Source organism: Pseudomonas sp. FW300-N1A1, assembly GCF_058789115.1.
The window spans coordinates 134989-160774 of record NZ_JBYTBK010000001.1 but is presented as its reverse complement, the minus strand read 5'-3'; the positions used below and the strand labels follow the sequence as shown (position 1 = coordinate 160774).

At 61.5% G+C, this 25786-nt stretch carries 20 protein-coding genes and 1 tRNA gene; 10 read left to right on the top strand and 11 right to left on the bottom strand.

What is annotated here, in order from left to right; all coding sequences use genetic code 11:
- Nucleotides 1–49 precede the first annotated feature (49 nt).
- From AC3WQN_RS00805 to AC3WQN_RS00795, 3 genes are all read left to right on the top strand, one after another.
- Nucleotides 50–556 carry an RNA polymerase sigma factor gene (locus AC3WQN_RS00805; RefSeq protein ID WP_095143648.1) on the top strand — a complete coding sequence of 169 codons (507 nt, stop codon included), beginning with the start codon at nucleotides 50–52 and terminating at the stop codon, nucleotides 554–556.
- Entirely contained in the window at nucleotides 553–1305 is a 753-nt protein-coding gene (locus AC3WQN_RS00800; protein ID WP_103401271.1) for an anti-sigma factor family protein, read from the top strand. Before AC3WQN_RS00805 ends, AC3WQN_RS00800 begins: the two co-directional genes overlap by 4 nt.
- A gap of 364 nt (nucleotides 1306–1669) precedes the next feature.
- A complete protein-coding gene (locus AC3WQN_RS00795; protein ID WP_103401269.1) occupies nucleotides 1670–2995 on the top strand; it encodes a leucine-rich repeat-containing protein kinase family protein in 1326 nt (441 codons plus the stop codon).
- 57 nt (nucleotides 2996–3052) lie between these two features.
- Here the strand turns inward: AC3WQN_RS00795 and AC3WQN_RS00790 are convergent, their stop codons facing one another.
- Entirely contained in the window at nucleotides 3053–3757 is a 705-nt protein-coding gene (locus tag AC3WQN_RS00790; RefSeq protein WP_095078906.1) for a YebC/PmpR family DNA-binding transcriptional regulator, read from the bottom strand.
- 219 nt (nucleotides 3758–3976) lie between these two features.
- Here AC3WQN_RS00790 and AC3WQN_RS00785 point away from each other — a divergent pair, with 219 nt between their 5' ends.
- Nucleotides 3977–5899, top strand: coding sequence for a type VI secretion system Vgr family protein (locus tag AC3WQN_RS00785; protein WP_158248613.1), 1923 nt, complete (start codon nucleotides 3977–3979; stop codon nucleotides 5897–5899).
- Here the strand turns inward: AC3WQN_RS00785 and AC3WQN_RS00780 are convergent.
- Nucleotides 5896–7293, bottom strand: coding sequence for an FAD-dependent oxidoreductase (locus AC3WQN_RS00780; protein WP_178081925.1), 1398 nt, complete (start codon nucleotides 7291–7293; stop codon nucleotides 5896–5898). The genes AC3WQN_RS00785 and AC3WQN_RS00780 overlap by 4 nt on opposite strands.
- Before the next feature lie 74 nt (nucleotides 7294–7367).
- Complete coding sequence (locus tag AC3WQN_RS00775) at nucleotides 7368–8693, bottom strand: MFS transporter (RefSeq protein WP_103401266.1); 1326 nt, start codon at nucleotides 8691–8693, stop codon at nucleotides 7368–7370.
- Between the two features lie 286 nt (nucleotides 8694–8979).
- Between AC3WQN_RS00775 and AC3WQN_RS00770 the strand changes: the two genes are divergently transcribed.
- Entirely contained in the window at nucleotides 8980–9852 is an 873-nt protein-coding gene (locus AC3WQN_RS00770; protein WP_103401265.1) for a LysR family transcriptional regulator, read from the top strand.
- A gap of 36 nt (nucleotides 9853–9888) precedes the next feature.
- Here the strand turns inward: AC3WQN_RS00770 and AC3WQN_RS00765 are convergent, their stop codons facing one another.
- Complete coding sequence (locus AC3WQN_RS00765) at nucleotides 9889–10752, bottom strand: LysR substrate-binding domain-containing protein (RefSeq protein WP_103401264.1); 864 nt, start codon at nucleotides 10750–10752, stop codon at nucleotides 9889–9891.
- A 109-nt stretch (nucleotides 10753–10861) separates the two neighbouring features.
- On the opposite strand from AC3WQN_RS00765, the gene AC3WQN_RS00760 reads away from it, so the two are divergent.
- From AC3WQN_RS00760 to AC3WQN_RS00750, 3 genes are all read left to right on the top strand, one after another.
- Complete coding sequence (locus tag AC3WQN_RS00760) at nucleotides 10862–11971, top strand: 2-aminoethylphosphonate--pyruvate transaminase (protein ID WP_103401263.1); 1110 nt, start codon at nucleotides 10862–10864, stop codon at nucleotides 11969–11971.
- 61 nt (nucleotides 11972–12032) lie between these two features.
- On the top strand, nucleotides 12033–12860 hold the full coding sequence (gene phnX, locus AC3WQN_RS00755; RefSeq protein WP_103401262.1) for a phosphonoacetaldehyde hydrolase: 828 nt from the start codon (nucleotides 12033–12035) through the stop codon (nucleotides 12858–12860).
- A gap of 197 nt (nucleotides 12861–13057) precedes the next feature.
- Nucleotides 13058–13606, top strand: a complete 549-nt coding sequence (locus tag AC3WQN_RS00750) for a cytochrome b (protein ID WP_103401261.1) — start codon at nucleotides 13058–13060, stop codon at nucleotides 13604–13606.
- 66 nt (nucleotides 13607–13672) lie between these two features.
- Here AC3WQN_RS00750 and AC3WQN_RS00745 read toward each other — a convergent pair whose 3' ends face one another.
- Together AC3WQN_RS00745 and AC3WQN_RS00740 are read right to left on the bottom strand one after the other, a co-directional pair.
- Entirely contained in the window at nucleotides 13673–14590 is a 918-nt protein-coding gene (locus tag AC3WQN_RS00745) for a 1-aminocyclopropane-1-carboxylate deaminase/D-cysteine desulfhydrase (protein WP_103401260.1), read from the bottom strand.
- A gap of 241 nt (nucleotides 14591–14831) precedes the next feature.
- Complete coding sequence (locus AC3WQN_RS00740) at nucleotides 14832–16871, bottom strand: oxidoreductase (RefSeq protein ID WP_492589365.1); 2040 nt, start codon at nucleotides 16869–16871, stop codon at nucleotides 14832–14834.
- 210 nt (nucleotides 16872–17081) lie between these two features.
- Between AC3WQN_RS00740 and AC3WQN_RS00735 the strand changes: the two genes are divergently transcribed.
- Both AC3WQN_RS00735 and AC3WQN_RS00730 read left to right on the top strand, forming a co-directional pair.
- Nucleotides 17082–18212, top strand: coding sequence for a nitrilase-related carbon-nitrogen hydrolase (locus AC3WQN_RS00735; protein WP_103401258.1), 1131 nt, complete (start codon nucleotides 17082–17084; stop codon nucleotides 18210–18212).
- A gap of 3 nt (nucleotides 18213–18215) precedes the next feature.
- Complete coding sequence (locus tag AC3WQN_RS00730) at nucleotides 18216–19256, top strand: AraC family transcriptional regulator (RefSeq protein WP_103401257.1); 1041 nt, start codon at nucleotides 18216–18218, stop codon at nucleotides 19254–19256.
- A gap of 380 nt (nucleotides 19257–19636) precedes the next feature.
- Here AC3WQN_RS00730 and AC3WQN_RS00725 read toward each other — a convergent pair whose 3' ends face one another.
- From AC3WQN_RS00725 to lon, 5 genes are all read right to left on the bottom strand, one after another.
- Nucleotides 19637–20536 carry a DUF2242 domain-containing protein gene (locus AC3WQN_RS00725; RefSeq protein WP_492589367.1) on the bottom strand — a complete coding sequence of 300 codons (900 nt, stop codon included), beginning with the start codon at nucleotides 20534–20536 and terminating at the stop codon, nucleotides 19637–19639.
- 240 nt (nucleotides 20537–20776) lie between these two features.
- Nucleotides 20777–22636, bottom strand: coding sequence for a SurA N-terminal domain-containing protein (locus AC3WQN_RS00720; RefSeq protein WP_103399295.1), 1860 nt, complete (start codon nucleotides 22634–22636; stop codon nucleotides 20777–20779).
- A gap of 103 nt (nucleotides 22637–22739) precedes the next feature.
- Nucleotides 22740–22818 (bottom strand) — tRNA-Asp (locus tag AC3WQN_RS00715).
- A gap of 53 nt (nucleotides 22819–22871) precedes the next feature.
- Nucleotides 22872–23144 (bottom strand): HU family DNA-binding protein, encoded by a 273-nt coding sequence (locus AC3WQN_RS00710; protein ID WP_002552737.1) that lies wholly within the window; start codon nucleotides 23142–23144, stop codon nucleotides 22872–22874.
- Nucleotides 23145–23291: 147 nt separating this feature from the next.
- Nucleotides 23292–25688: an endopeptidase La gene (gene lon, locus AC3WQN_RS00705; protein WP_095143662.1), complete on the bottom strand. Its 2397-nt coding sequence runs from the start codon at nucleotides 25686–25688 to the stop codon at nucleotides 23292–23294.
- Between the last annotated feature and the right edge of the window lie 98 nt (nucleotides 25689–25786).

The following is a 25786-nucleotide window of genomic DNA, read 5'->3' as shown; positions in this document are numbered from 1 at the left end:
CTTGCCAAGCGTCTCTCGGGTCCCCAACACAGTGACTGGCCAGCCCACCATGAACCCGCTCGACGAACAGTTACGTGAACTCATCCCCAGGCTGCGACGCTTTGCCGTGTCCCTGACTCGCCATCCCGGCAATGCGGACGATCTGGTGCAATCGTCGCTGGAGCGCGCGCTGTCGAGTTGGGGGAGTAAACGCCCGGAAGGCGACGTGCGCGCGTGGCTGTTCGCGATCCTGTATCGGCAATTTCTCGATGCCCACCGACGCTCGAGGCGCTATGCCCGGATGCTGGAATTTTTCACCGGACGCGATGACCCACAGCCCTCTCTGGAGCGCACTGTCATCGCGCAATCGACACTGGAAGCCTTCGACCGACTGCCCACCGAACAACGCGCGCTGCTGCTCTGGGTCTCGGTGGAAGGCTTGAGTTACAAAGAGGTCGCCGAGATCCTCGACGTCCCCACCGGCACGGTGATGTCTCGCCTGTCCCGTGCGCGCCAGGCCCTGCGCCAGCTCAGCGATGGCGAAATCAGCAGCCCTACTCTGCGGATACTCAAATGATCAGCATGCCTCCTGATGTCAATGACCTGCACGCCTACGTCGACCACCAACTCAACGAAGCCGACCGGCGCCTGGTGGAAACCTGGCTGGCGACCAATCCGCAAATGGCCGCCCAGGTCCGCACCTGGCAGCAGGACGCCCAGCACCTGCGCGCCGCGTTGGGCGGAGCAATGCAGCAACCGGCCAACCCGGACCTGGACCCCGGGATGATTCGCCACCGCCTGAAGCGCCAGTCCCGGCGTCATCTGGCCAGCGTCGCGGTACTGCTGATCGCGGTCAGTGTCGGTGGCCTGAGTGGCTGGCAAGCACGCGAAATGAGCCTGGCCGGGAGCATACCGCCGATGACCGACGCGATGCAGGCGTATCGGATGTTCGCCCAGCAAGGCATTCTGCCGGCCGATTACAAGGTCGCGGACGACGGCGACGTACAGGGCTGGCTTGACCATTACTTCACCCGGGCCAATCGCTTGCCAGACCTCTCCCCCTCAGGGTTCAAACCGGTCAGCGGGCGTTTGCTGAGCACCGATCAAGGCCCGGCGGCCATGGTGATGTACGAGAACCCGCAGGGCAGCAAGATCAGTTTCTACATTCGGCCACCCGGCCCCCGGAACAATCTGCTGCCCCGAGGCAGTCGCAGCGACGGTGAATTGCAGGCGCAGTATTGGTCAGGGGCCGGGTACAACTATGCAATGGTCAGCGAAGCCCGGAGCCCTGCTACCCAGGTGATCAAACAGACACTGCAGTTCTAGAACCCGACATCCAGAATGCCGTTGCGCCACATTGCCGTTCAACAGCGTTTCATCAACCTGATCGATGTGCTGTACGACCAGGACAAGCGCTTGATCCTGCTGGGTGAACGCGATTTCCGTGGCGAGGGCGCTTGCTCCCGCTGGGCCGTGAAACGGCCCCAACAAGCTTGTTGCGGTCTTTCAGACAAAACTCGGTGAGCCGTTTTGGGTCTGCTGCGCAGACCAGCGCGAGGAAGCTCGCTCGCCACGGGATAAGTGTTCAACGTCCCACGCTGGCATTACATCGCTGAACCGGTATTTACCATTATCATGGCCGCACTTTTGCGGGCGCCCCCCGTTCTCTTTTCACTGGCTGGATCTGTCCATGCATACCCTTGCACAACTGCGAGCCGGAGCGCTCGCCGGCCTCAAACGTCTGGACCTGTCGTGTGGCCTGACGGAGTTTCCCGAGGAAATCTTCGACCTGGCGGACTCGCTGGAAGTACTCAACCTCAGCGGCAATGCCCTGGAGCGGTTGCCCGATGACCTGCACCGCCTGACCCGTTTGCGCGTGCTGTTCTGCTCGAACAACCGCTTCACTGAATTGCCGGAGTGCCTGGGCCAGTGCGCGCAACTGAGCATGATCGGGTTCAAGTCCAATCAGTTGGCACGGATCCCTGCCGCCGCCCTGCCACCGCTGCTGCGTTGGTTGATCCTGACTGACAACCGCATCAGCGAATTGCCGAGTGAACTGGGCGAACGCCCCCTCCTGCAAAAACTGATGCTCGCGGGCAATCGTCTGCACCACCTGCCTGCCAGCTTGAGCCAGTGCCATCAGCTGGAACTGATCCGCATCGCCGCCAACCAGCTCACCGAATTGCCACAGTGGCTGCTGACCTTGCCGGCACTGGCCTGGCTGGCCTACGCCGGCAACCCGCTGGAAACCGAGGCCTGCGCCAGCGCCCTTGAGGCCACCGCGAACATTCCCTGGTCCCACGTGCACTTGCAGCAGCCGCTGGGTGAAGGCGCCAGCGGAGTCATCCATCGGGCGCAATGGCAGCCCCCAGCACAACCGGCGCAACCGGTCGCGGTCAAACTCTACAAAGGGCACATGACCAGCGACGGCTCACCGCTGCATGAAATGAACGCCTGCATCACCGCCGGCATTCATCCGAACCTGATCCGCGTCCATGGGCGCCTCGTCGACCATCCCCAAGCCCAGGCCGGGCTGGTGATGCACTTGGTCGACCCGAGCTACCGCAACCTGGCCGACCTGCCCAGCCTGGCCTCTTGCAGCCGTGACGTTTACACCGACGGCCTGCGCCTGAGTGCTGCCGTGGCGTTGAACATTGCCGCTGGCATCGCCTCGGCTGCTGCGCACCTGCATCGGCAAGGCATCACCCATGGCGACCTCTACGGCCACAACACGCTGTGCAATGAGCGCGGTGAGTGCCTGCTCGGGGACTTTGGCGCAGCGTCTTTCCACGCTACCGCCGATACCCTGGAGACCCGGGCGCTGCAACGCATCGAAGTGCGGGCCTTCGGGATTCTGCTGGGTGAGTTGCTGGAGCGGATCGACTCGGGGTTGAGTCAGGAAGGTCGGGTGGGACTGGAGCAATTGCACACACGCTGCTGTCAGCCAGATGTCCTGGCCCGACCGGGTTTCAGCGAGATCGTGGAAGCGTTGGCCGCCTGCGACTCAAGTCGCTAGCGGCGCACACGCCACGTGGCAAGGGAGCGTGCTCCCTCGCCACGGGTCAGGTCGGATTCAGCCCGCCAGGCCGACAAACATGTCCTGCACGTCGTCGTGGTTATCCAGCCCTTCGAGGAAGGCTTCGACTTCTTCCATTTGCGCGTCGGTCAAGCCGCTGACCGGGTTCTTTGGCTTGTAACCCAGTTTCGCCGACAACACGGTGAAGCCTTGCTCAGGCAACGCCTTCTGCACGGCATCCAGGTCGGTGGCTTCGGTGATGAACAAGGTCGCACCGTCCTCGGCCGGCTCGAAATCCTGCGCACCGGCTTCGATGGCGGCCATTTCCGGGTCGGCGTCAGGGGTGTCCGGGGACGCCTCGATCATGCCGACGTGGTCGAAGTCCCAGGCCACGGAACCGGAAGCCCCCAGTTGGCCCTTGCGGAACGCCACGCGGATTTCAGCCACGGTGCGGTTGATGTTGTCGGTCACACACTCGACGATCAGCGGCACCTGGTGCGGTGCAAAACCTTCGTAGGTCACACGATGGTACTGAACGGTTTCGCCCAGTTGGCCGGAGCCTTTCTTGATGGCGCGTTCCAGGGTCTCACGGGGCATCGAGGCCTTTTTCGCCTGCTCGACTACCAGGCGCAGGTGCGCGTTGGTCGCGATATCGGCGCCGTTACGCGCAGCAATGGTGATTTCTTTCACCAACTTACCGAAGATCTTGCCCTTGGCGTTGGCTGCCGCTTCTTTGTGTTTAACCTTCCACTGTGCGCCCATTACTCACTCTCTTGATCTGTGGCGCCGAGACAACTATTGGCCGACGCTTTGCGCAAGTTTATACGGCAAAAAGTTGGCAATCGACCAAAAAGTGTTGTCAGTGATCGACATCATCACCAGCCCGTGTAGGGCATTTCTGAAAAACCGCCTTGGCCGACTATTGATGGCCAGTGTTTCGTAACCTCTATACCCCCGCACTTCATGGCAGAAGAGTCTTTGATGCACAACGACAAGGAAAGCCCCTTCACCCTGACGCTCACCGAGCTCGGCTTGAGTTTCCCGGTCCGCCAGTTCAGCGGTCACGAAGCCCTCAACCAGGTCTATCGGTTCGAGGTTGAAATGGTCGGCCCCGTGCCGGCCATGGCGCTCGAACACTTGCTGCATCAACCGGCCTGGCTCGGGATGAGCCGCGACACCGGCCTGCACGGCATCGTCCACAGCGCCGGACTGCACTACGAGGGCGCGCAGCAGATCGGCTACAGCCTGAAGCTGGTACCCCGGCTGCTGACGCTGGAACAGCAACCCCGACGCCGGGTATTCCGGCAACTGAGTGTGCCAGGGCTGCTGCGCCAATTGCTCAACGAACATCGATTGCCAGGCGACAGTTATCGGTTCGAACTGCCAAACGGTGAGTATCCGCAGCGCGAGTTCTGCATCCAGTACGATGAAACCGATCTGCACCTGCTGCACCGGTTGTGCGAAGAGGAAGGCCTGCATTTTCACTTTGAACACCACCCTGACCGACACGTCCTGGTGTTTGCCGAGGACAGCGCAAGCTTTGCCCTGCCATCGATCGAGACCACCTTTCACCTCGCCGCACACAGTACCGACCCGTCGCAGATCACCCGGCTGTCCGAGTGTCATGACCGACCCTTCGGCGAACCGCAAGCCGGTTTCCAGCCGCGCGCCGACAGCCTCGGCGTGCCCCTTGCGCCTGCCGACGCCGCCAATCAGGCATCCCTCGAGTCGCTGCCTGCACCGGGCCGAATCGACCCGTTGCTCGCACGCCGCAACCAACAGGGACGCCGGGCACTTGAGCGCACGCGTTGCCGGCAGCGTCGGGTGCAGGGCCACAGCACCCAGCCTGAACTGCACAGCGGTCGGACGCTGCTGGTCTGCGGCCATCCGGTGACAGCACTCAACGATCAATGGCTACTCTGTGACGTGCGACACCAGGGACAACAACCCGGTGTGAACAGTCCATGGACGGACCTGCCAACAGGCTATGGCAATCAGTTCACCGCCATTCCCTGGTCCACCGAATTCAGGCCAGCCCTGACCCATCCCAAGCCATGCATCAGCGGCTATCAGGTCGGTTGCGTCGTGGGGCCGACCGGCAAACCCGTCACACTCGATGCTCAAGGGCGGATCGAGGTCTGCCTGTGGCCACAGCAATCCGGCGGGCAAGACACGGGTGGCATTTGGTTGCCCCTGGTGCACACCGGCAGCGGTCAGCCCCGGCTACCGCTGGGCGGCAGCGAGGTGCAAATTGCCTTTCTCGATGCCGACCCCGACCGGCCTGTGCTGCTGGGCGACTTCACCGGCGCTGTGCCAGGCGAGTGCGCACGAGGGATTGAGGATCAGCCCATCAGCCTGAGCGCCAATGGCAATGTCCTGCATCTGGCGCCGACCGCCATCACGTTGTCTGGCCCCATGATCAGCCCCACGCCCTCTACGAGCGCCCCGGCGGCCTGCGAACATGTCGACGACGCCGATAGGCTGGCGGAACACGCCACCGGCTGGAACGGCGAGATCTATCTGTTCGAACAACCACCCTCCACGGTGCAACGACTGGCCGACACCGCCTGGTACATCGTGCGCATGCGCCGCCCCGGTCTCAAGGAGCTGGACGGTCTCGACCGTGATGCCGTGATCATGGAAGGGCGGAGTCAGGCGTCAGGCAAGCTGTCACTGACGCTCGAGCAAAAAAAACAACTGGCCCGCGAGTTTGCCCGCACACCGGAGCAACTCTGCCTGCTGTATCCAGGGCAATGCGAAGCTCTGGCCGACTACTTCCAACAACACTGGACACGTGAGCAGCGCCTGGATTTCATCGACAGCGCCAAAACGGCCAGGGCACACCAGCGAGGGGCCGACAACCAACTGCTGTTCGACTGGCTAGTGAACCGCCCCGGCCACTAACCCTTGTCCGCCTTGCCGGCTGCGGCGGCAAATCTGGCCAGCCGCACGTCCAGGTGGCGTGGCCGCCGGCCATGGTCCTCCGCGCGCTCTTTGCGCCGGATGGCATTGCGCACCATCAACGAGCCCAGGTAACGAATCGGCTCCGGCGGAAAGTAGCCCAGCGGCCCGTTGACCAGCGGTGAACGGGTCCAGCGGTTATCCAGCCCCAGCACCAGCGATGACAGAATCTGCCCACCCATGTGGCAGGGCCCGACGCCACTGCCGGAGTAACCAAAGCCATAAAACACATTGCCGCTGGCACTCATCTGACCGAAGAACGGTAGCCCGGTCACCGAGCGATCCGACGGCCCGTTCCAGGTCGCCGCCACCGGCACCTCGGCAAACGCTGGAAAAAACTCCGCCAGACTTTGGCGCAGCAACCCTTCATAGGGCGATGGCTGGTCAAACACCGGCAACATCCTCCCGCCATAGGCGAATGTATTACCGCCCTTGCCGAGCATGATCCGTCCGTCCGGCGTGTTGTGGTAGTAATGCACGAAAATCCGCGAATCGAGCACCGTCACTCCGCTCGTCAAGCCGATGGACTTGAGCAGTTCTGGGCGTGGCTCGGTGATCAGCATGTCGCTGGAAACAATCGCTACGCTGCGCTCGAACTGTGGAAAGGCGCGTGCCATCCAGGCGTTCATCGCCAGCACCACACGCGGCGCACGGATACTGCCGGTCGGGGTGTTTATCCGCACCACGGGGCCTTCGTCCATACCGGTCATCGCGGTCTTTTCATGAATGCGCACCCCCAGTTGCAACGCCACCCGGCGCAAGCCGCGCACCAGCTTGCCCGGCTGGACGCTGGCGGCGGCCGGTGAGAACCAACCCTCAAGGTGCTTGCCGGAACCGGCCATGCGCTGCACATCGGCGACCGGACGCTGGGTGAATGAGTTGATGCCGTGGCGTTCCAGTGCCGCGATCACCCCATCGGTGGTACCGCACTGCGCGCGATTGGTGGCGGTATAAAGCGTACCGTCGAGGCGGTAATCGGCCTCCACTCCATAGCGTTCGCAAAAGGCACCGATGGCGTGGATGCTCTGCTCTGACTCCTTGACCAGGCGTACCGCCTCCTCGACGCCAAACAAGCGTTCAAGGGTGAAGTACTTGGCCGACCAGGACAACGCACAGCCCCCGTTACGCCCACTGGCCCCCGCTCCGCAGATATCGGCCTCGATCAGCAGCACATCCAGCCCGGGGTTTTGCTCCTTGAGCATGATCGCTGTCCACAACCCGGTGTATCCGCCACCGACAATGCACACATCGGCATCGGTGTCGCCGGCCAGGGGGGCGCACAGGGCCGACGTATCGGCTTCCAGCGCCTGGGCAAGCCAGAAGGGTCTCATGGGCAAATCTCCATTCAGAAGGCATGGCCCTGCCGACGATCATGCCGTGATCGCTGGCAGGACGGGAGGGAAAGGACGGATCAGGTGCGCAGTGGCTTGATCGCCATCGGCGAGTTGGGTACGAACGCAGGATCTTCTTTCAGGGTCGCCGGACGGCTGTTCCAGTGCGGTATCAGCACCAGCGCCGAAAACATGGCGCAACCGGCGAAGACGATAAACACCGTCACGGTGTCGAAATAGCCTGGTAGCAAACCGCCGAGAATCGCCCCGACCGAGCCGCAACCGTTGACGAAGCCAGCCGCGGTGGCACCCGCCTTGGCAGTGCCGAAATCGATGGCTGCCGCGCCGCTGATCATCGAATCCGGCCCGTACAGCGTCAGGCCCATGACGAACAGCAGCGCCACCACCAGCATCACGCTGCCGGTATGCAGGGCACCCATGAACAGCGCCAGCGACAGGGTCAACGCCAACAGGCTCAAGACGCAGGCCGGCATGCGTCGTGCACCGAAAAGTTTGTCCGACGCCAGGCCAATCATGATCGGCCCCAGGAGACCGGCCAGTTCGAACGCAGTCGGTATGATCGCCGCGCCCACCTTGCCCACCGACGGCATTTGCTCGAAGACAATCACCGGCCCCCACAACAGAATCGCGTAACGCGCCGGCTTGAGCATGAAGTACGCCAGCCCCAGGGTCAGCACGGTACGGTTGCGCAAAATCTCCCGCAAAGGCGCCCACATGCTGATCTTGCTTTGGGCATACGCCTGTTCAGCCGTCAGCTCGGGTTCCGGTTCCACTGCCGGCAGACCGACGTCTTCCGGTTTGTTGCGCTGCAGGAAGAAGAACAGCACGGCCACCACCGCCACCACCGCGGCACTGGAAATGAATGCCGCGTGCCAGCTGCCAATCAGGGTGTAGGCCCACCAGCCGGCAAAGGGCGATGCCACCAGGCCGCCGAAGGCATAGCACGAACTCCACAAGCCCAGCACCCGGCCACGTTGTTCGGCGGGATAAAAGCTCCCCAGGTTCTTGCACAATCCCGACCAGCCCGTGGATTGCGCCAGGCCCTGAATCAACATGCAGGTGGCAAAGATCGGCAACGTGGCGAAGCTGCCCATCACCAACGCTGCCACGGCAGAGATCAACAGACCGCCGAACACCACCACTCGCGGCCCGTAGCGGTCGGCAAGAATGCCCCAGGTGAACTGGCCGACGGCGTAGGCCGCCAGGTAGATCGCGTCGAGGTTGGCCATGGCCATCTTGTCGAGATGAAAGGTCGGATCTTCACCGATCCCAAGCTTTGCAACGGAGAAGGCTTTGCGAGTGAAATAGAAGGCCGCGTAAGCGAGCCAGGTGATGGCGAAGATTTGCACGCGCCAACGCTGGATGGTGCCGATGTGCTTATTCATGGTGGATCTGACCTCGGGTGTGAGTGTGCCGGCAGATTTAAAAAAAACGCCTGTGTTTTTATTGTTGAGCACTGCGATAACGCCCCTTTTCACCACGGGCGTTACCGGTCAGATGAGTCCTGTTCCATCCCTGTCTCGAGATTCCTTGCGCGCCAGGATCATGGCCATCGCTGCTGGTCGACCGACCGGTCAGCGAGGCTGAGGGCGATAAAAACAATTACTGATTAATAAGTGAAATCGATTTATCGTATTTCAAATATAAGCCCAGCTTGTAAGAGGCAATCCGATGTCGGTCTCTCATGCCCAGCTCAAAGCCTTCCACGCCGTGGCGCAGCACGGCAGCTTCACCAAGGCCGCCGAACGTCTGTTCCTGACCCAGCCGGCGATCTCCGACCAGGTACGCAAACTCGAAGAACGCTTTGGCGTATTGCTGTTTCACCGCAATAAACGCTCCGTGCGCCTGACCGACCTGGGCGAACGCTTGCTGAGCATTACCCAGCGCCTGTTCGTGATCGAAGCCGAGGCCCAGGAACTGCTGCAGGACTCCCAGGCCCTGCAGACCGGCAGCCTGATTCTGGCGGTGGATGCACCGGTGCACGTGCTGCCGCAGATCGCCCGGTTCTGCGAACGCTACCCCGGCATCAGCGTGAAGATCGAAACGGGCAACACCGACGAATCACTGTCCCGGCTGTTCAACTACCAGGCCGACCTGGCCTTGCTCGGTCGCGATGTCAGCGATGAGCGCCTGCTCTCGCTACCGTTGCGCAATGACCCGATGGTGGCCTTCGTTTCGCGCAACCATCCCTGGGCCGGTCGCGCGTCGATCTGTCTGGCGGACCTGGACGACACGCCGTTGGTGCTGCGGGAAACCGGTTCGGTCACACGCCAGACCCTGGAAGAAGAAATGGCCCGGGCCGGCTTTCGCATCCGCCCGGCGATTCAGGTCGAAGGCCGGGAGGCGGCGCGTGAGGCGGTGGTGGTGGGCATTGGCGTGGGTGTGGTCTCGGCCGCCGAATTCGGGGCCGATTCACGTGTCTGCGCACTGCCGATCATCGACTGCGAACGGCGCTTGACCGAGACCCTGGTGTGCTTGCGCGAGCAGAGTACGCGACGGGTGGTGGCGACGTTCCTGCAGATGGTGCGCGAAAGCCTGGTGTAGACAGGTCCCGCCTGCCCGCGAAGGCCGCACCGTGCGCTATCCCCCTGGCGCCAGGCCAAAGAATGCCTGGATCAAGCGCAGATCCCGGCGCCGTTCCATGCAGCCGATCATGTGCCGGTTCACCAGCCCGTCGCCCAGGATCGGCACCGCCCGCACCCGTGGGTCGTGACTGACTTCCACCGACGACACCACCCCCACCCCCAACTGGGCAGCGACGGCTTCGGTGACCGCCTCGCGACTGTCCAGCTCCAGCAACACCCGTGGATTGACCTTCGCCTGAACGCAGGCGTCATCGAAGGTGCGACGAGTAATCGAGCTCGGCTCACGCAACACCATGATCACCTGATCCAGTTGCTTGAGCGCAACCCCCCGCTCCAGTGCGGCCCAAGGGTGGTTATCCGGCACCAGTGCACAGATCCGCGATTCGCTCAAGGCTTTCAGGTGCAACCCTTTACGCGGCTCGACCTCTGTCAGCACCGCCACATCGGCATGCTCGGACAACAACGCCGCCAGGGTTTCCTGGGCATTGCCCAGGCGCAGGTTGACCGTGATTCCCGGATACCGCGCCCGCAGGCTGGCCAGCATCGGCATCACCATGTGCGGGCCGTCCGCTGCCACTTCCAGGCGACCGGTCAGCAACTGCCGATTGGCTTCGAGCATCACCTGCGCTTCCTCGGCCAGGCCAAACATGGCCCGGGTGATCGCCGCCAGCTTGGTGCCCTCCTCCGTCAGCTCGACCCGCCGCGCGGTACGCCGCAACAGTGTGATCTGGTAGTGCTCCTCCAGTGCCTTGATGTGCCCGGTGACCGCCGGCTGGCTGATAAACAAGCGGGCAGCGGCCCGGGTGAAGCTGCCTTCACGGGCCACGGCATCAAATGCACGAAGCTGGAACAGGTTCATGAATAACCCTTACTGATGGTTGGCATAACAACAAACAATTTGATTGATAGCACACCAAATTGCAATTTATGTCCCGTAGCTTCATCCCATTGAATGCGAGGACACGTGAATGAGTACTGCCGAACCCATCCTGCTCACCCCCGGCCCACTGACCACATCGGCCCGCACCCGTCAGGCGATGATGGTCGACTGGGGTTCATGGGATGACCGCTTCAACCAATTGACCGCCAGCCTGTGCGAACAACTGCTGACCATCGTCAACGGCACCGACAGCCACCACTGCGTCCCCTTGCAAGGCAGCGGCACCTTCGCCGTCGAAGCGGCCATCGGCACCCTGGTGCCACGGGACGGCAAGGTCCTGGTGCTGATCAACGGTGCCTATGGCAAACGCCTGGCGAAAATCTGCGAAGTGCTGGGCCGTTCGTTCAGCACCTTCGAAACCGCCGAAGACGAACCGACCACCGCAGCCGACGTCGACCGCCTGCTGCGCGCCGACAGCAGCATCACCCACGTGGCGTTGATTCACTGTGAGACCAGTACCGGGATTCTCAACCCGCTGTCGGACATCGCCCAGGTCATCGCCGGGCATGGCAAACGCCTGATCATCGACGCCATGAGCTCGTTTGGTGCACTGCCCATCGACGCTCGCCAGATCCCCTTCGATGCCCTGATCGCGGCCAGCGGCAAATGCCTGGAAGGCGTGCCGGGCATGGGCTTCGTCTTCGCCAACAAGAGCGCATTGGCCAATGCCGCCGGTAACTCCCACTCCCTGGCGATGGACCTGTTCGACCAGCACACCTACATGGCCAGGACCGGCCAGTGGCGCTTCACCCCGCCGACCCATGTGGTCGCGGCCCTGCACGAAGCACTGTTGCAGTACAACGAAGAAGGCGGCCTGCCGGCGCGGCATCGGCGTTACGCGAGCAACTGCCAGGTGCTGCTCGAAGAAATGAGCAAGCTGGGCCTGCGCAGCTTCCTGCCAGCCAGCATCCAGGCGCCGATCATCGTCACCTTCCACGCACCGAAGGATCCGCGCTACCAGTTCAAGGAATTCTACGAACGGGTCAAGGCCAAGGGTTACATCCTCTACCCGGGCAAATTGACCCAGGTCGAAACTTTCCGCGTCGGCTGCATCGGTCACGTCAACGGTACCGAGATGCGAGCCGCCGTTGCCGCGGTCGCGCAAGTGCTGCGGGAAATGGAAGTCCTGGATATCTGACTCAGCTCACGCCCCCAAAAGCGGTTCAAAACCAACCCGTTTTCACAGGAATTCGATCACCATGAACTATACAAACCCAACCCGACTGCAAGCCGCCATCCTCGACTGGGCCGGCACCGTGGTCGATTTCGGCTCATTCGCCCCGACCCAGATCTTCGTCGAGGCCTTCGCCGAATTCGACGTCCAGGTCTCCATCGAAGAAGCCCGTGGGCCGATGGGCATGGGCAAGTGGGACCACATTCGCACCCTGTGCGATCAACCGCAGGTGGCCGAGCGCTATCGCCAGGTTTTCGGCCGCACACCGACCGACGCTGACGTGACCGCCATCTACCAACGCTTCATGCCCCTGCAAATCGAGAAAATCGCCGAACACTCGGCACTGATTCCGGGCGCCCTGGACACCATCGCCCAATTGCGCCAGCAAGGGATCAAGATCGGCTCGTGCTCCGGCTACCCCAAACAGGTGATGGACAAGGTTGTGGAGCTGGCCGCCACCAATGGCTACGTGGCCGATCACGTGGTGGCCACCGACGAAGTACCCAACGGCCGCCCATGGCCGGCCCAGGCACTGGCCAACGTGATTGCCCTGGGGATCGACGACGTCGCCGCCTGCGTGAAGATCGACGACACGGTGCCCGGCATCCTCGAAGGTCGGCGGGCCGGCATGTGGACCGTCGCGCTGATCTGCTCGGGCAACGCCCTGGGCCTGACGTATGAAGGTTATCGTGCGCTGGCCAGCGACACCCTGGCCAGTGAACGCAAACGCATTCACGCCCTGTTCGAAGGCTCGCGCCCGCACTACATGATCGACACCATCACGGACCTGCCAGAAGTGATTGCCGACATCAACAAGCGCCTGGCCAAGGGCGAAATGCCGCAGGTCAGCTAACTGTCCCGGGACGCCCAAACAGCGCCAGCCCCTGAACCGGGCTGGCGTTTTTTTGACCAGAACACCCGTCGCAGAGCGCTCGTAGTGCGACAAAAGCCTGACCTGGCTCAGGCAAACCCGCGCAAACAGGATTACAGTTACCGCACTCCGTCACACAAGAGCGGGGAACTTCAGACCTGACTAGCGAGGAAACACCTATGCCATGGAAGAACTCGGAATCACGCTACAGCACGGTATCAGTCACATTGCACTGGTTGATGCTGGTCCTGCTGGCGGTGGTTTACGCCTCTATCGAACTGCGCGGAATCTTTCCCAAGGGCAGTGAAGGGCGAACCCTGATCAAGGAAGCCCACTTCATGCTCGGCCTGACGGTGTTCGTGCTGGTCTGGTTGCGCCTGCTTGCCCGCAGCCTGGGGGTTGCCCCGAAAATCAAGCCGACGCCGCCGCAATGGCAGAGCGCTCTCGCCACCCTGATGCATGTTGCACTGTATGTATTCATGATCAGCATGCCGATTCTGGGCTGGCTGATTACCAGCGCCGCAGGCCATCAGGTGATGTTCTACGGTGTCGACTTGCCGCTGCTGATTGATGAAAACAAGGACCTGGCCAAACAGATCGAGGGCTGGCACGTCCTGGGCGGCACCATCGGCTATTGGCTGATCGGCCTGCACGCGGTGGCTGGCCTGGCTCACCACTACGTGTACCGCGACAACACCCTGCTGCGGATGCTGCCTAAACGCGGCTGAGCACCGACGCCACGCTTTGGCGAGAGACCTCGCGCCCTCGCCACGTGCGCCGTGCCCGCTTGTGCCCTACGAACTCAAGCCCCTACGGCCCTGCAGGCCACCCGTGTGAATGAAGATCAAGCGCGTACCGGTGGCAAAGCGTCCAGCCTGGACCTGTTGCTTGAGCGCCAACAGCGCCTTGCCGGTGTACAAGGGCTCCAGCGGGATACCACTGGCCCGTTCGGTGGCGTCAATGAACGCCAGCAACGTCGGATCGACCTTGGCAAAGCCACCGCGACTGCCATCGAACAGCTCATAGCCTCCGTCGGGCATCCCGCACTCACTCAAAATCCCCTCGACCTGCTGCGCCACGCCATGATCATCCGGCACGGCCAGCACACCCAGTACGGGGTGGCTGCCGGCCTCCGCCAACACCAGGCCGGCCAAGGTGGTGCCGGTTCCGCAGGCGAGCCACCAGCCATCATGGTCAGGCCAACCCAGCGCCTCCAATTGCCCGGCCACCAGCGCCAATAACTGTCCGCAGCCTCGAGCACCCAGCACCGCACCCCCGCCTTCGGGCATAGGATGAAAATCCGGATAGCGCTCCCGCCACGGTTGCCAGAAGCCCGGTTGGTGCCGATCCCGATAACCGCCATACCCCAACCAGTGCAATTGCATGCCGAACGCCTGCAAGTCCTGCACCGTCGACGTGTCTTGGGGATGGCCGCGCAACAGGCCCACGGTTGTAAAACCAAAGCGCTTGCCCGCAGCCGCCAAGGCATGCAGGTGGTTGGACCAGGCGCCACCGAGGCTGATGACACCCTTAGCCCCGCTTTCGCTGGCGAACCTCAGGTGCTCGATCAACTTGAACCACTTGTTGCCCGAGATCCGCGGATCGATGAGGTCCAGCCGCAGCACCGCCACCTCGACACCCGCATGGTCGAGCCAGTCCAGGTGCAGAGGTTGAAGCGGGGCTTGGGGACGCCAGTGGGAAGGGAAACGCATGAGGGATTGGTTCTGGGAGAAAAGAACCAGGATTTTAACAGCCTGCTACGGCTTGTGTGGCGAGGGAGCGGCAGCGGATACCCCTGTGGCGAGGGAGCTTGCTCCCGCTGGGCTGCGCAGCAGCCCTTGGAAAGGTTGCCGAGATTCACCTGAAAGCCTGCAATCACCCTATCAGGGCCGCTGCGCGCTGGAGCGGCAGCCCGGCCCAGCGGGTGCAAGCTCCCTCGCCACAGGAATTGAATTACAGTTCGGCCGCCAGGCGCGAACCCTGATTGATCGCACGCTTGGCATCCAGCTCTGCCGCGACATCCGCCCCGCCGATCAGGTGCACATTCTGCCCGGCAGCCACCAGGCCATCGTGCAGCTCACGCAGCGGATCCTGACCAGCACAGATCACGATATTGTCCACCGGCAACACCTGCGGCTCGCCGGTTTCGCCGATGCGAATGTGCAACCCCTCATCATCGATCTTCAGGTACTCGACGCTGTTGAGCATCTGCACCTGCTTGTTCTTCAGGCCTGTGCGGTGAATCCAGCCGGTGGTCTTGCCCAGGCCGTCGCCGACCTTGGATTTCTTGCGTTGCAACAGGAACACTTCACGAGCCGGCGCATGAGGCACTGCCTTGATCCCGGCAACACCGCCACGGGCTTCAAGGTGGGTGTCGATGCCCCACTCCTTCCAGAACGCTTCCCGGTCCTGGCTGGTGGCGACACCTTGGTGCACGAGGAACTCCGAGACGTCAAAACCGATGCCGCCGGCGCCAATCACCGCGACTTTCTTGCCCACCGGCTTGCGTTCCAGGATCACGTCCAGGTAGCTCAGGACCTTGGCATTCTCGACACCTGGAATAGCCGGTACGCGAGGTGCGATACCGGTGGCCAGGATCACTTCGTCGTATCCGCCGGCCACCAGTTGCGCAACATCGACCCGGGTGTTCAGGCACACCTCGACATGGGTGGTTTGCAGCTTGCGCTTGAAGTAACGCAGGGTTTCAAAGAACTCTTCCTTGCCCGGCACGCGCTTGGCGATGTTGAACTGGCCGCCGATCTCGCTGGCGGAATCGAACAGCGTCACCTGGTGGCCGCGCTCGGCAGCCACGGTCGCGGCGGACAAACCGGCAGGCCCGGCGCCGACCACGGCGATCTTCTTGAGCTGCTGCACCGGCAGGTAGTTGAGTTCGGTTTCGTGGCAGGCCCGCGGGTTGACCAGGCACGAGGTCAACTTGCCGCCAAAGGTGTGGTCCAGGCAGGCCTGGTTGCAGCCGATGCAGGTGTTGATTTCGTCGCTACGGCCTTCGGCCGCCTTGTTGACGAACTCCGGGTCGGCGAGGAACGGCCGCGCCATCGACACCATGTCGGCGTCGCCTTCGGCGAGGATCTGTTCGGCCACTTCCGGGGTGTTGATGCGGTTGGTGGTGATCAGCGGAATGCCAACCGCCCCACGCAGCTTGGCCGTGACCTTGCTGAACGCCCCACGTGGCACCTTGGTGGCGATGGTCGGAATACGCGCTTCGTGCCAACCGATACCGGTGTTGATGAGGGTCGCGCCGGCCTGCTCGATGGCCTTGGCCAACTGCACGATCTCTTCCCAGGTACTGCCGCCTTCCACCAGGTCGAGCATCGACAGGCGGAAGATGATGATGAAGTTCGGGCCTACCGCTTCGCGTACGCGACGGACGATTTCCACGGGCAGGCGCATACGATTTTCGTAGCTGCCACCCCAACGGTCGGTGCGGTGGTTGGTGTGCGCGGCGAGGAACTGGTTAATGAAATAACCTTCCGAGCCCATGATCTCGACACCGTCGTACTCGGCCTTTTGCGCCAGCACGGAACAGGTGACGAAGTCGCTGATCTGTTTCTCGATCCCCTCCTCGTCCAGCTCCTTGGGCTTGAACGGGTTGATCGGGGCCTGGATCGCACTCGGCGCCACTTGTTTCGGGCTATAGGCATAACGCCCGGCGTGGAGGATCTGCATGCAGATCTTGCCGCCCGCCTCATGCACGGCCCGGGTGACGATCTGATGCTTGAGCGCTTCTTCCTCGGTGGTCAGCTTGGCGGCACCGGAATAAACACCGCCCTCGTCGTTCGGGCCGATACCGCCGGTGACCATCAGGCCAACACCACCGCGTGCGCGTTCGGCGAAGTACGCCGCCATGCGCTCGAAGCCACCCGGCTTTTCTTCAAGGCCGGTGTGCATCGAGCCCATCAGAGTACGGTTGCGCAACGTGGTAAAACCCAGGTCCAGCGGGGCCAACAGGTGCGGGTAGTGAGTGGCGGCCATCGGTAACTCCACAACGAGCAATCACGGAAAAAGTGTGGACGCTCTTGGGCATCCATCGGTTATGTGCCACAGACTAAGAGCAGGCCCGCCGCCACTCAATGACCGTAAGTGACAAGTTATTGATCAAAACGTGCAGCACCCCTTGGCATTCTCCAGCCCGGGGCCTACCCTAGGCACCGAACCCTGCATACAGCCATCGACTGTTTTCCCATGCGCAAACTTCTGTACCTGACCTTCTCCATGGCGCTGCTCGCCATCATCACCAGCTACGCCATGTGGACAGCGCAACGCCCGATGGGCCATTACCTGTCCGACCTGCGGATCACCCTCGCCGTCGACCAGGGTGTACCGAGCGACCGCGGCAATCTGCTGGGCATCCAGCCCGAGCTGTTCCCCACCGATTATCAAAGCCCCGAACGCCTGCATCGCAAGCTCGCGGCCTATTTGCAGCATGCGCGCGAACAAGGCCTGCTCAACGAAAAGACCATCGTGGTGCTGCCCGAACACATCGGCACCTGGCTGATGCTCAGCGGCGAAAAAGACGAGCTGTACCAGGCCGCCACACTTGAGGAAGCCATGAACTGGCTCGCGGTGAGCAATCCCCTGTCCTTCGTCAGTGCCGTAATCAGCGCCAAGGGTGACAACCGCCTGGATGACGCGCACCTGCGCATGAAGGCCAAGGACATGGCGAGCCAGTACCAGGCCCTGTTCGGCGGGCTGGCCAAGGCGTTCGGCGTGACCCTGGTGGCCGGCAGCATCGTGCTGCCCGAACCGAGCGTCAACGACGGCACATTACGTGTCGGGCGCGGCCCGCTGTACAACACCAGCCTGGTATTTGGCCGTGACGGGGTGCCCCTGGGCCAGCCGCAGCGCCAGTTGTACCCGGACCCTGAGAGACAAGGCTACATCCAGCCAGGCACCGAGCGTGCGCTGCAAGTCGTCGACACTCCTGCCGGGCGCCTGGGTGTGCTGATCGGCAACGACAGCTGGTACCCGGGCAACTACCGCACACTCAACGACCAGGGCGCACAGCTGATCGCCGTGCCGGCATTTGTCAGGGGTCGCTCTGGCTGGGACAAACCCTGGCGGGGTTATCAGGGGTCATCGACGCCTGGCGATGTCGGCCTCAAACCTGGCGAACTCAGTGAAGGCCAGGCTTGGCATCGCCTGACACTGACCAGTCAGCCACCGTTGAGCCAGGCCAGTGCCGGCGTCAGCGTGTTCCTGCGCGGGCAATTCTGGGACCGGGGCAGCGCGGGACAAAGCTTCCTGAGCAGCCATGGCCGGCACTTTGGCGACAGCGAAGCCCGCGGTGCGCGCTTGCTCAATCTCTGGTTGTAACCCATGAAACCGCTGCCGATGCGCCTCGGTGACCTGTCGGTCGGCTTCGTCCACAGCCTGGCGGACGCCGTACGCAGCCACGGCTTGAACCCGCAGCCCCTGCTGGAACAATACGGCCTCGATGCCGCGCGCCTGGCTGAAGCTGGCGCCCGCTTGTCGATTCCGCGCTACATGCGCCTGGGCCATGCGGCGATCCAGCTGACGAACGACCCGGCGCTGGGCCTGCGCATGGGCCGGCTCAGCCGCCTGAGCCAGACCGGGCTGGCAGGCGTCACCGCCGCCCAGGCACCAACCGTCCGCGAGGCGGCCCGTTGCCTGATTCGCTTCGAGGCCTTATACGGTTCCAACTATCGCGGCCAGTCGAGCTTCCATGAGGACGCACAGGGGGCCTGGCTACGGTTCTACTCCATCAGCCCGTACAACGCCTACAACCGCTTTGTGGTGGACTCGATCATCGCCGGCTGGTTGCAGCAACTGTCCAGCGTCAGCCCTGAACCCTTGCGTGCCGAGCGGATCGACATCGAGTTCAGTGAACCGGATTACCGCGAACAGTACGCGCTGCTGGGCGATTGCCCGTTGCAGTTCGGTGCCGAGCAGAACCAGTTGCGCCTCAGCCAGGCCAGCCTGGCCCAGCGCAACCCGGAACATTGCCCGAGTACCTGGCGACACCTGTGGCAACTGTGTGAACGGGAACTGGAGCAATTGACCCGCACCCGCAGCCTGCGTGAACGCATCACCGCGCTGCTGGGACCGTTGCTCAATGGTGGTCGTGAACCCGACCTGGAAGAAGTGGCGGCACGCTTGAAACTGCCGACCTGGACCTTGCGGCGCAAGCTCGCCGAAGAAGGCACGCAGTTTCGCGCGATTCTCAACGACACCCGCCGCGATCTGGCCATGACCTATATCCGCGACACCGAACTGGCCTTTGGCGAGATCGCCTACCTGCTGGGGTTCGCCTCGGCCGAAGCTTTTCAACGCGCGTTCAAGCGCTGGAACAACCAGACACCCGGCGAGTTTCGCCGCAGTCACAGGCAATCGGCCTGAAACTGAAAACTTGCAGCTTGTAGCCTGTAGCGGTACCTCTTACAACTCCGTTGCGTCTTCGGCCGGTTCCAGGGGGTCCAGTTCGAACGCCCGGTATTCCAGCAGCTCTTCTTGATAATCGTCCATTGAGATGTCCTTCCTGAGTCGTGTTGAAAACCGTTTAACCCTTGACCTTCGCCATCAGCATAAAGTGCCCGCATGAACAAAAAATGACGGAGGCGAACGCCAGCACCTGCTGATAAAACGTAGCAGGCACCGAAGAATTTATCACGGGACAACTCGTACAGAGGTTGACGCACATCAACCCGCGCGACCCGGCGCGCGCATCGCTGGAGAAACGCTGCGTAACCGGCCTTCGATTGCGCAACGCCGGATTCGGATTACTGGCCGGAGGACGGCAAGGCAGGGATCGGTTCACTTGGGGCGGGTAACGCGCTTGAGTTAACGACTTGCGGTTCTGGCGCGGGCTCGACATGGGTCACAGGCGTGATTGCGGCAGCTTCGGTTGGCGCGGCAACCGGTTCGGAGGCCGTCGATACCGGTTGTGCCTGCTCGACCGCCACGGGCATTGCAGGCGCCGGCTCGACGACCGAAGGGGTTGCCGGTGACGGAGTCGGCTCGATGATCGGCGCGGGTGTCGGTTCCGGGGCTGGGGCGGGCGTTGGTTCCGCTGCCGGTGCCGGCGCGGCGGGGGCTGCCTTGGGTTCTGGTACACCCAGCTCAGTCTTTGGCTTCTCGGGAATGTGCGCTGCTTTTTTCACATCAGGTGGCAGGAACAGTTCGACCAGGGCAAAAAACCGCTCGTAAAACTTCCCGGAGGTCACGGTTTCACTGGCGACCTTGACCATCGAGTCGTCGGAGGAGCCGATCGGCATCGACACCGAACCCAGCACACCCACACCCAGGCTGGCGGAGTTGTTGGTTTTCTTCAGCGCATAACGATCCTGCAAGGCGTTGGCAAACATCGTCGCGTGATGGCTGCTGTCCTCGGCACAGACCACATTGAAGCTGATTTCCATGTGGGTTTCGCCCGTCTGCTGAAAGCTCTTGTGACCGCTGATCAGTTTCGGATCGGAACTGGTGATGATATAGCCCTGGCTGAGCAACGCCCGACGGGCCGCCTCGCACGTCGCCACATCAGTCACCGGGTACTTGCGCGAAAACGTCCCGGAATCATCGAAGTTTTCATGCTCATAGATGGCCTGATCCTTCGAACAGCCGGCGACCGCTGCCAACATCAACGCCAGCCCGGCGGCACGCACATGAAATGATTTGAACATTGAACATCCTGAAAAAAACGACCCGGGGCGTATTGTGCAACAGTTCGACCCGTTACGGCGCATGGATTAGTGGCTTGCACCCGTTACACCACTACTGACCACGATTTTCCGGAAAAAGTCGCGCGCACCGATGATCGACGAACACCCGTAGTTTCGCCGCCCGGCCTTGAGGCGCACAAAGTAAAAGACCCCGGCATCACTGCCGGGGTCTTCGGGGTTACTCAGCCAGTACGTCAGGCATCAGAAGCGCTTGACGTCTGCCTCGCTTTCCAGTTGCTTGCGGTAGGCAGCAAAGTCTTGCTGACCCACACGCGATGCCAGGAAGCGACGGTACTGAGCCTTCTCTTCTTCAGTCGGTGCGGCGGCTTCGTTCACGCCATTGAGGCGCACGATCACCAGGCTGCCATCAGGCAGGGTCACGCTGCTGAAGGACGGCTTGTCCTTGGCCGCAGGCTTTGGCATGCGGAACAAGGCTTGCAGCACGGCCGGGTCGACACCTTCCTGGCCACGGGTGGCCGCTTCGGTGACTTTCCAGCTCAGGCTGTCGAGCGCCGTCTTGCCGTCGCGCAGGCTGGCAACCAGCTCATCGGACTTGGTCTTGGCGGCTGCACTGGCGTGCTCCTTGACCAATTGCCCGCGGATAGCGGCATCGACGCTGGCCAACGGCAGTTGCTCAGGCTTGCGATGCTCTTTGGCACGCAGCACGATGACCGTTTCCGGGTCCAGTTCGATGGCGGTGCTGTTGGCACCTTCATCCAGCACTTCCGGGCTGAACGCCGCAGCGATCACGGCACGGTTGGCCGTCACACCTTCACCGCCTTCACGGCCGAATGGCGCAGACGTGTGGACGATCAGCTTCAGGTCCGCGGCAGGCTGGGCCAGGTCGGACGCTTCAAAGGATGCGTCTTCCAACTGCTTGGTCGCTTCCACGAAACGCTGCTCGACCTGCTGGGTTTTCAGCTCGCGGGTCAGCTTGCCTTTCAGGCTGTCGAAGCTGGGTACTTCAGGCGCTTCAACGCCCAGCAGCTTGATCAGGTGGAAACCGTAGTCCGTACGAACCGGCGCCGACACCTGGTCCTTGTTCAGCGCGTACAGCGCTGTTTCAAAGGCTGGATCGTAGACACCCTGACCTGCATAACCCAGGTCACCGCCGTTGGCAGCCGAACCCGGGTCCTGGGAGAACTCCTTGGCCAATGCCTCGAAGCTTTCACCTTTGGCCAGGCGTGCCTGAACGTCCTCGATTTTGGCCTTGGCTTGCGCCTCGTTCACCTTGTCGTTGACTTCGATCAGGATGTGCGCAGCCCGGCGTTGCTCGGCCAGGTTGGCGATCTCTTTCTGATACGCCGCCTGCAGCTCTTCGTCGTTGACGGTCACCTGGTCAAAGAAGGAGGCCTTCTTCAATTCAAGGTAATCGATGACTACCTGATCGGGCGTCATGAACTCCTTGGCGTGCTCGTCGTAGTAAGCCTTGACCTCTTCGTCGGTCAGTTTCACGGCCGCAGGGTCTGCCTTGACGTTCAGGGTCGCGAAGTCGCGGGTCTGTTTTTCCAGACGGGCGAAAGCCAGTACCTGTGCATCGGTGACAAAACCGCTGCCCGCCAGGCCCGCGCGCAACTGGCCGATCAGCATTTCCTGAGCCAGCATCTGGCGGAATTGCATACGGCTGTAACCCAGCTGACGGATCACCTGGTCGAAGCGATCGCTGTTGAACTTGCCGTCCACCTGGAACTCAGGCGTTTGCAGGATCACCTGATCCAAAGCCGCTTCGGAGAAAGCGAATTTCGAATCTTGCGCGCCTTGCAGCAGCAGCTTGCGATCGATCAGGCCCTTGAGCGCCGATTCACGCAGCATTTTTTCGTCGAGCAAGGAAGCATCGAAGTCCTTGCCCAGTTGTTGCATAAGCTGGCGGCGTTGCATGTCGACCGCCTGGCTCAGCTCGCTTTGACTGATGACTTCACCATTGACCTTGGCCGCGTCCTGGCTGTTGGTCGTCGCCTGGAAAATGGCCTCGATACCGGTGAACGCCATCAGTACAACGATGATCCCGATAATGGTCTTGGCAATCCAGCCTTGTGAATTGTCCCTGATATTCTGCAGCATGCGTCCCCCAGAAACGGTTGAACTTCAAAAATTAGGCAACCGTGGAGCGTGGGTAGAATCCGGATAGAAGAAAGGCGCATCCGAGGATGCGCCTTCTCGTAACTGGCGGAGCGGACACGGGACTCGAACCTGCGACCCCCGGCGTGACAGGCCAGTATTCTGGCCGACCGAACTACCGCTCCGCTGCCAAGTCAGGCATAGACCCGACCCGGATAGGCAAAAAACCGAGTGAGGCTTAGTTAACAGCTTCTTTCAGTGCTTTACCGGCTTTGAAACCTGGCTTTTTGGCGGCTGCGATTTCCAGAGTCTTACCGGTCTGAGGGTTACGACCGATGCGAGCTGGACGATCAGTGACGGAGAAAGTACCGAAACCCACCAGAACAACAGAGTCGCCGGCCTTCAGAGCGCCAGTGACGGATTCGATTACAGCGTCCAGCGCACGGCCAGCAGCAGCTTTCGGGATATCAGCGGATGCAGCGATAGCATCAATCAGTTCCGACTTGTTCACTCTAAGTCCCCTTATATCTATTTGAGATGATTCTAAGTTTTTTGGTGAAAGCAAAAACGAGTGCTGAATGGCCTACAGACACTTAAGAGCCGCTTTATAACAAGGGCTCTAAAAAACTGTCAAGGAAGCCCCCCAGGCAAATACGTACTAATGCGTGCTAATTCTTTCCTTAGAGTCAGACTCGCGTTTTTCATCCTTCGCGACTATCTCGGGAGCCACATCCGGCAAGGGCTCCGGCGCGTATTGCAGCGCAATTTGCAGGACCTCGTCAATCCATTTAACCGGTTTAATCTGTAGATCCTGCTTGATATTGTCCGGAATTTCCTTCAGATCGCGTACGTTCTCTTCAGGAATGATCACCGTCTTGATCCCGCCACGGTGTGCCGCCAACAGTTTTTCCTTCAGGCCGCCGATCGCCAGCACCTGGCCACGCAAGGTGATTTCACCGGTCATGGCCACATCGGCGCGCACCGGAATCCCGGTCAGGGCCGATACCAGCGCCGTGCACATGCCTACACCCGCGCTAGGGCCATCCTTGGGCGTCGCCCCTTCCGGCATATGGATGTGGGTGTCGCGCTTCTCATGGAAGTCCAGCGGGATCCCCAGGCTCTTCGCACGGCTGCGTACCACCGTGAGGGCTGCAGTGATCGATTCGACCATGACATCGCCCAGCGAACCGGTCTTGATCAACTGCCCCTTGCCAGGCACCACGGCCGCTTCGATGGTCAGCAATTCGCCGCCCACCTGGGTCCAGGCCAGGCCCGTGACCTGACCCACCTGATCCTGCTGCTCGGCCAGGCCGTAACGGAATTTGCGCACGCCGAGGAAGTGCTCGAGCATGTCGGCGGTCACTTTCACCGAGAAGCGTTTTTCCAGCGCATGTTCTTTGACCGTCTTGCGGCAGACCTTGGCAATCTGGCGCTCAAGGCCACGTACACCGGCTTCGCGAGTGTAGTAGCGAATGATGTCGCGGATCGCTTCGGCGTCGAATTCCAGCTCGCCTTTTTTCAGGCCGTTGGCCTGAATCTGTTTAGGCGAAAGGTATTTGACGGCAATGTTGATCTTCTCGTCTTCGGTGTAGCCCGGCAGACGGATCACTTCCATCCGGTCCAGCAATGCCGGTGGGATGTTCATCGAGTTCGAGGTGCACAGGAACATCACATCGGACAAGTCGTAGTCGACTTCCAGATAGTGATCGTTGAAATTGTGGTTCTGCTCGGGATCGAGCACTTCCAGCAACGCCGACGCCGGATCGCCACGCATGTCGCTGCCCATCTTGTCGATTTCGTCGAGCAGGAACAGCGGGTTGCGCACGCCCACCTTTGTCATCTTTTGAATCAATCTTCCGGGCATCGAACCGATGTAAGTACGGCGATGACCACGAATTTCCGCTTCGTCACGCACGCCACCCAAGGCCATGCGGACAAATTTACGGTTGGTCGCGTGGGCAATCGACTCTGCCAGGGAGGTCTTGCCTACACCCGGAGGACCAACCAGGCACAACACCGGACCGCGAATTTTCTTCACGCGCTTTTGCACGGCGAGGTATTCGAGAATCCGCTCTTTGACTTCTTCCAGACCGTAGTGGTCGGCGTCGAGAATGTCTTCTGCGCGGGCCAGGTCCAGACGCACCTTGCTCTGTGCCTTCCACGGCACCTGCACCAGCCAGTCGATGTAGGAGCGCACCACGGTCGCTTCAGCCGACATCGGCGACATTTGCTTGAGCTTGTTCAGCTCAGCCTGGGCTTTGGCCAGGGCGTCCTTTGGCAGGCCCGCGGCGTCGATGCGCTTTTTCAGCTCCTCGACTTCGTTGTGACCTTCCTCGCTGTCGCCGAGCTCTTTCTGAATGGCCTTCATCTGCTCATTCAGGTAGTACTCGCGCTGACTGCGCTCCATTTGCTTTTTGACGCGGCCACGAATACGTTTTTCGACTTGCAGCAGGTCGATTTCGGCATCCAGCAAGGCCAGGACGTGCTCGACCCGGGCCGACAAGTCGAGAATCTCGAGGATTTCCTGCTTCTGCTCGATTTTCAGCGCCATATGGGCAGCCATGGTATCGACCAGGCGGCCAGGCTCATCGATGCTGTTGAGCGACGACAGGACCTCGGCGGGAACCTTCTTGCCCAGTTGAACGTATTGTTCGAACTGCGACAGCAAACTGCGGACAAACACTTCCGACTCGCGCTCGGGCGCGTCGACTTCGTCAATCAGCGAAACTTCGGCACGGCAGTGGCCGTCCACTTCCATGAAACGCTCGACAGCGCCGCGCTGCTCGCCTTCGACCAGCACCTTGACGGTGCCATCAGGCAGCTTGAGCAGTTGCAGAACGGTCGCGATAGTACCTACACGATAAAGTGCATCTTCGCCGGGATCGTCGTCAGCAGGGTTTCTCTGGGCCAGCAGAAGGATCTGCTTCTCGCCCGTCATCGCGGCCTCGAGGGCTTCGATGGATTTCTCGCGCCCCACGAACAGCGGGATAACCATGTGCGGATAAACCACGACATCACGCAATGGCAGGAGAGGCAATTCGATGGTTGTCTTCATGATTTCGCCTCTACGGCGGCCATAAGGCCGTAAACAGATGGAAGTAAGCTTGAAACCAAGATGGGGGCTGCCTTGAAAAAAAACAAGCTCAAAGAAGG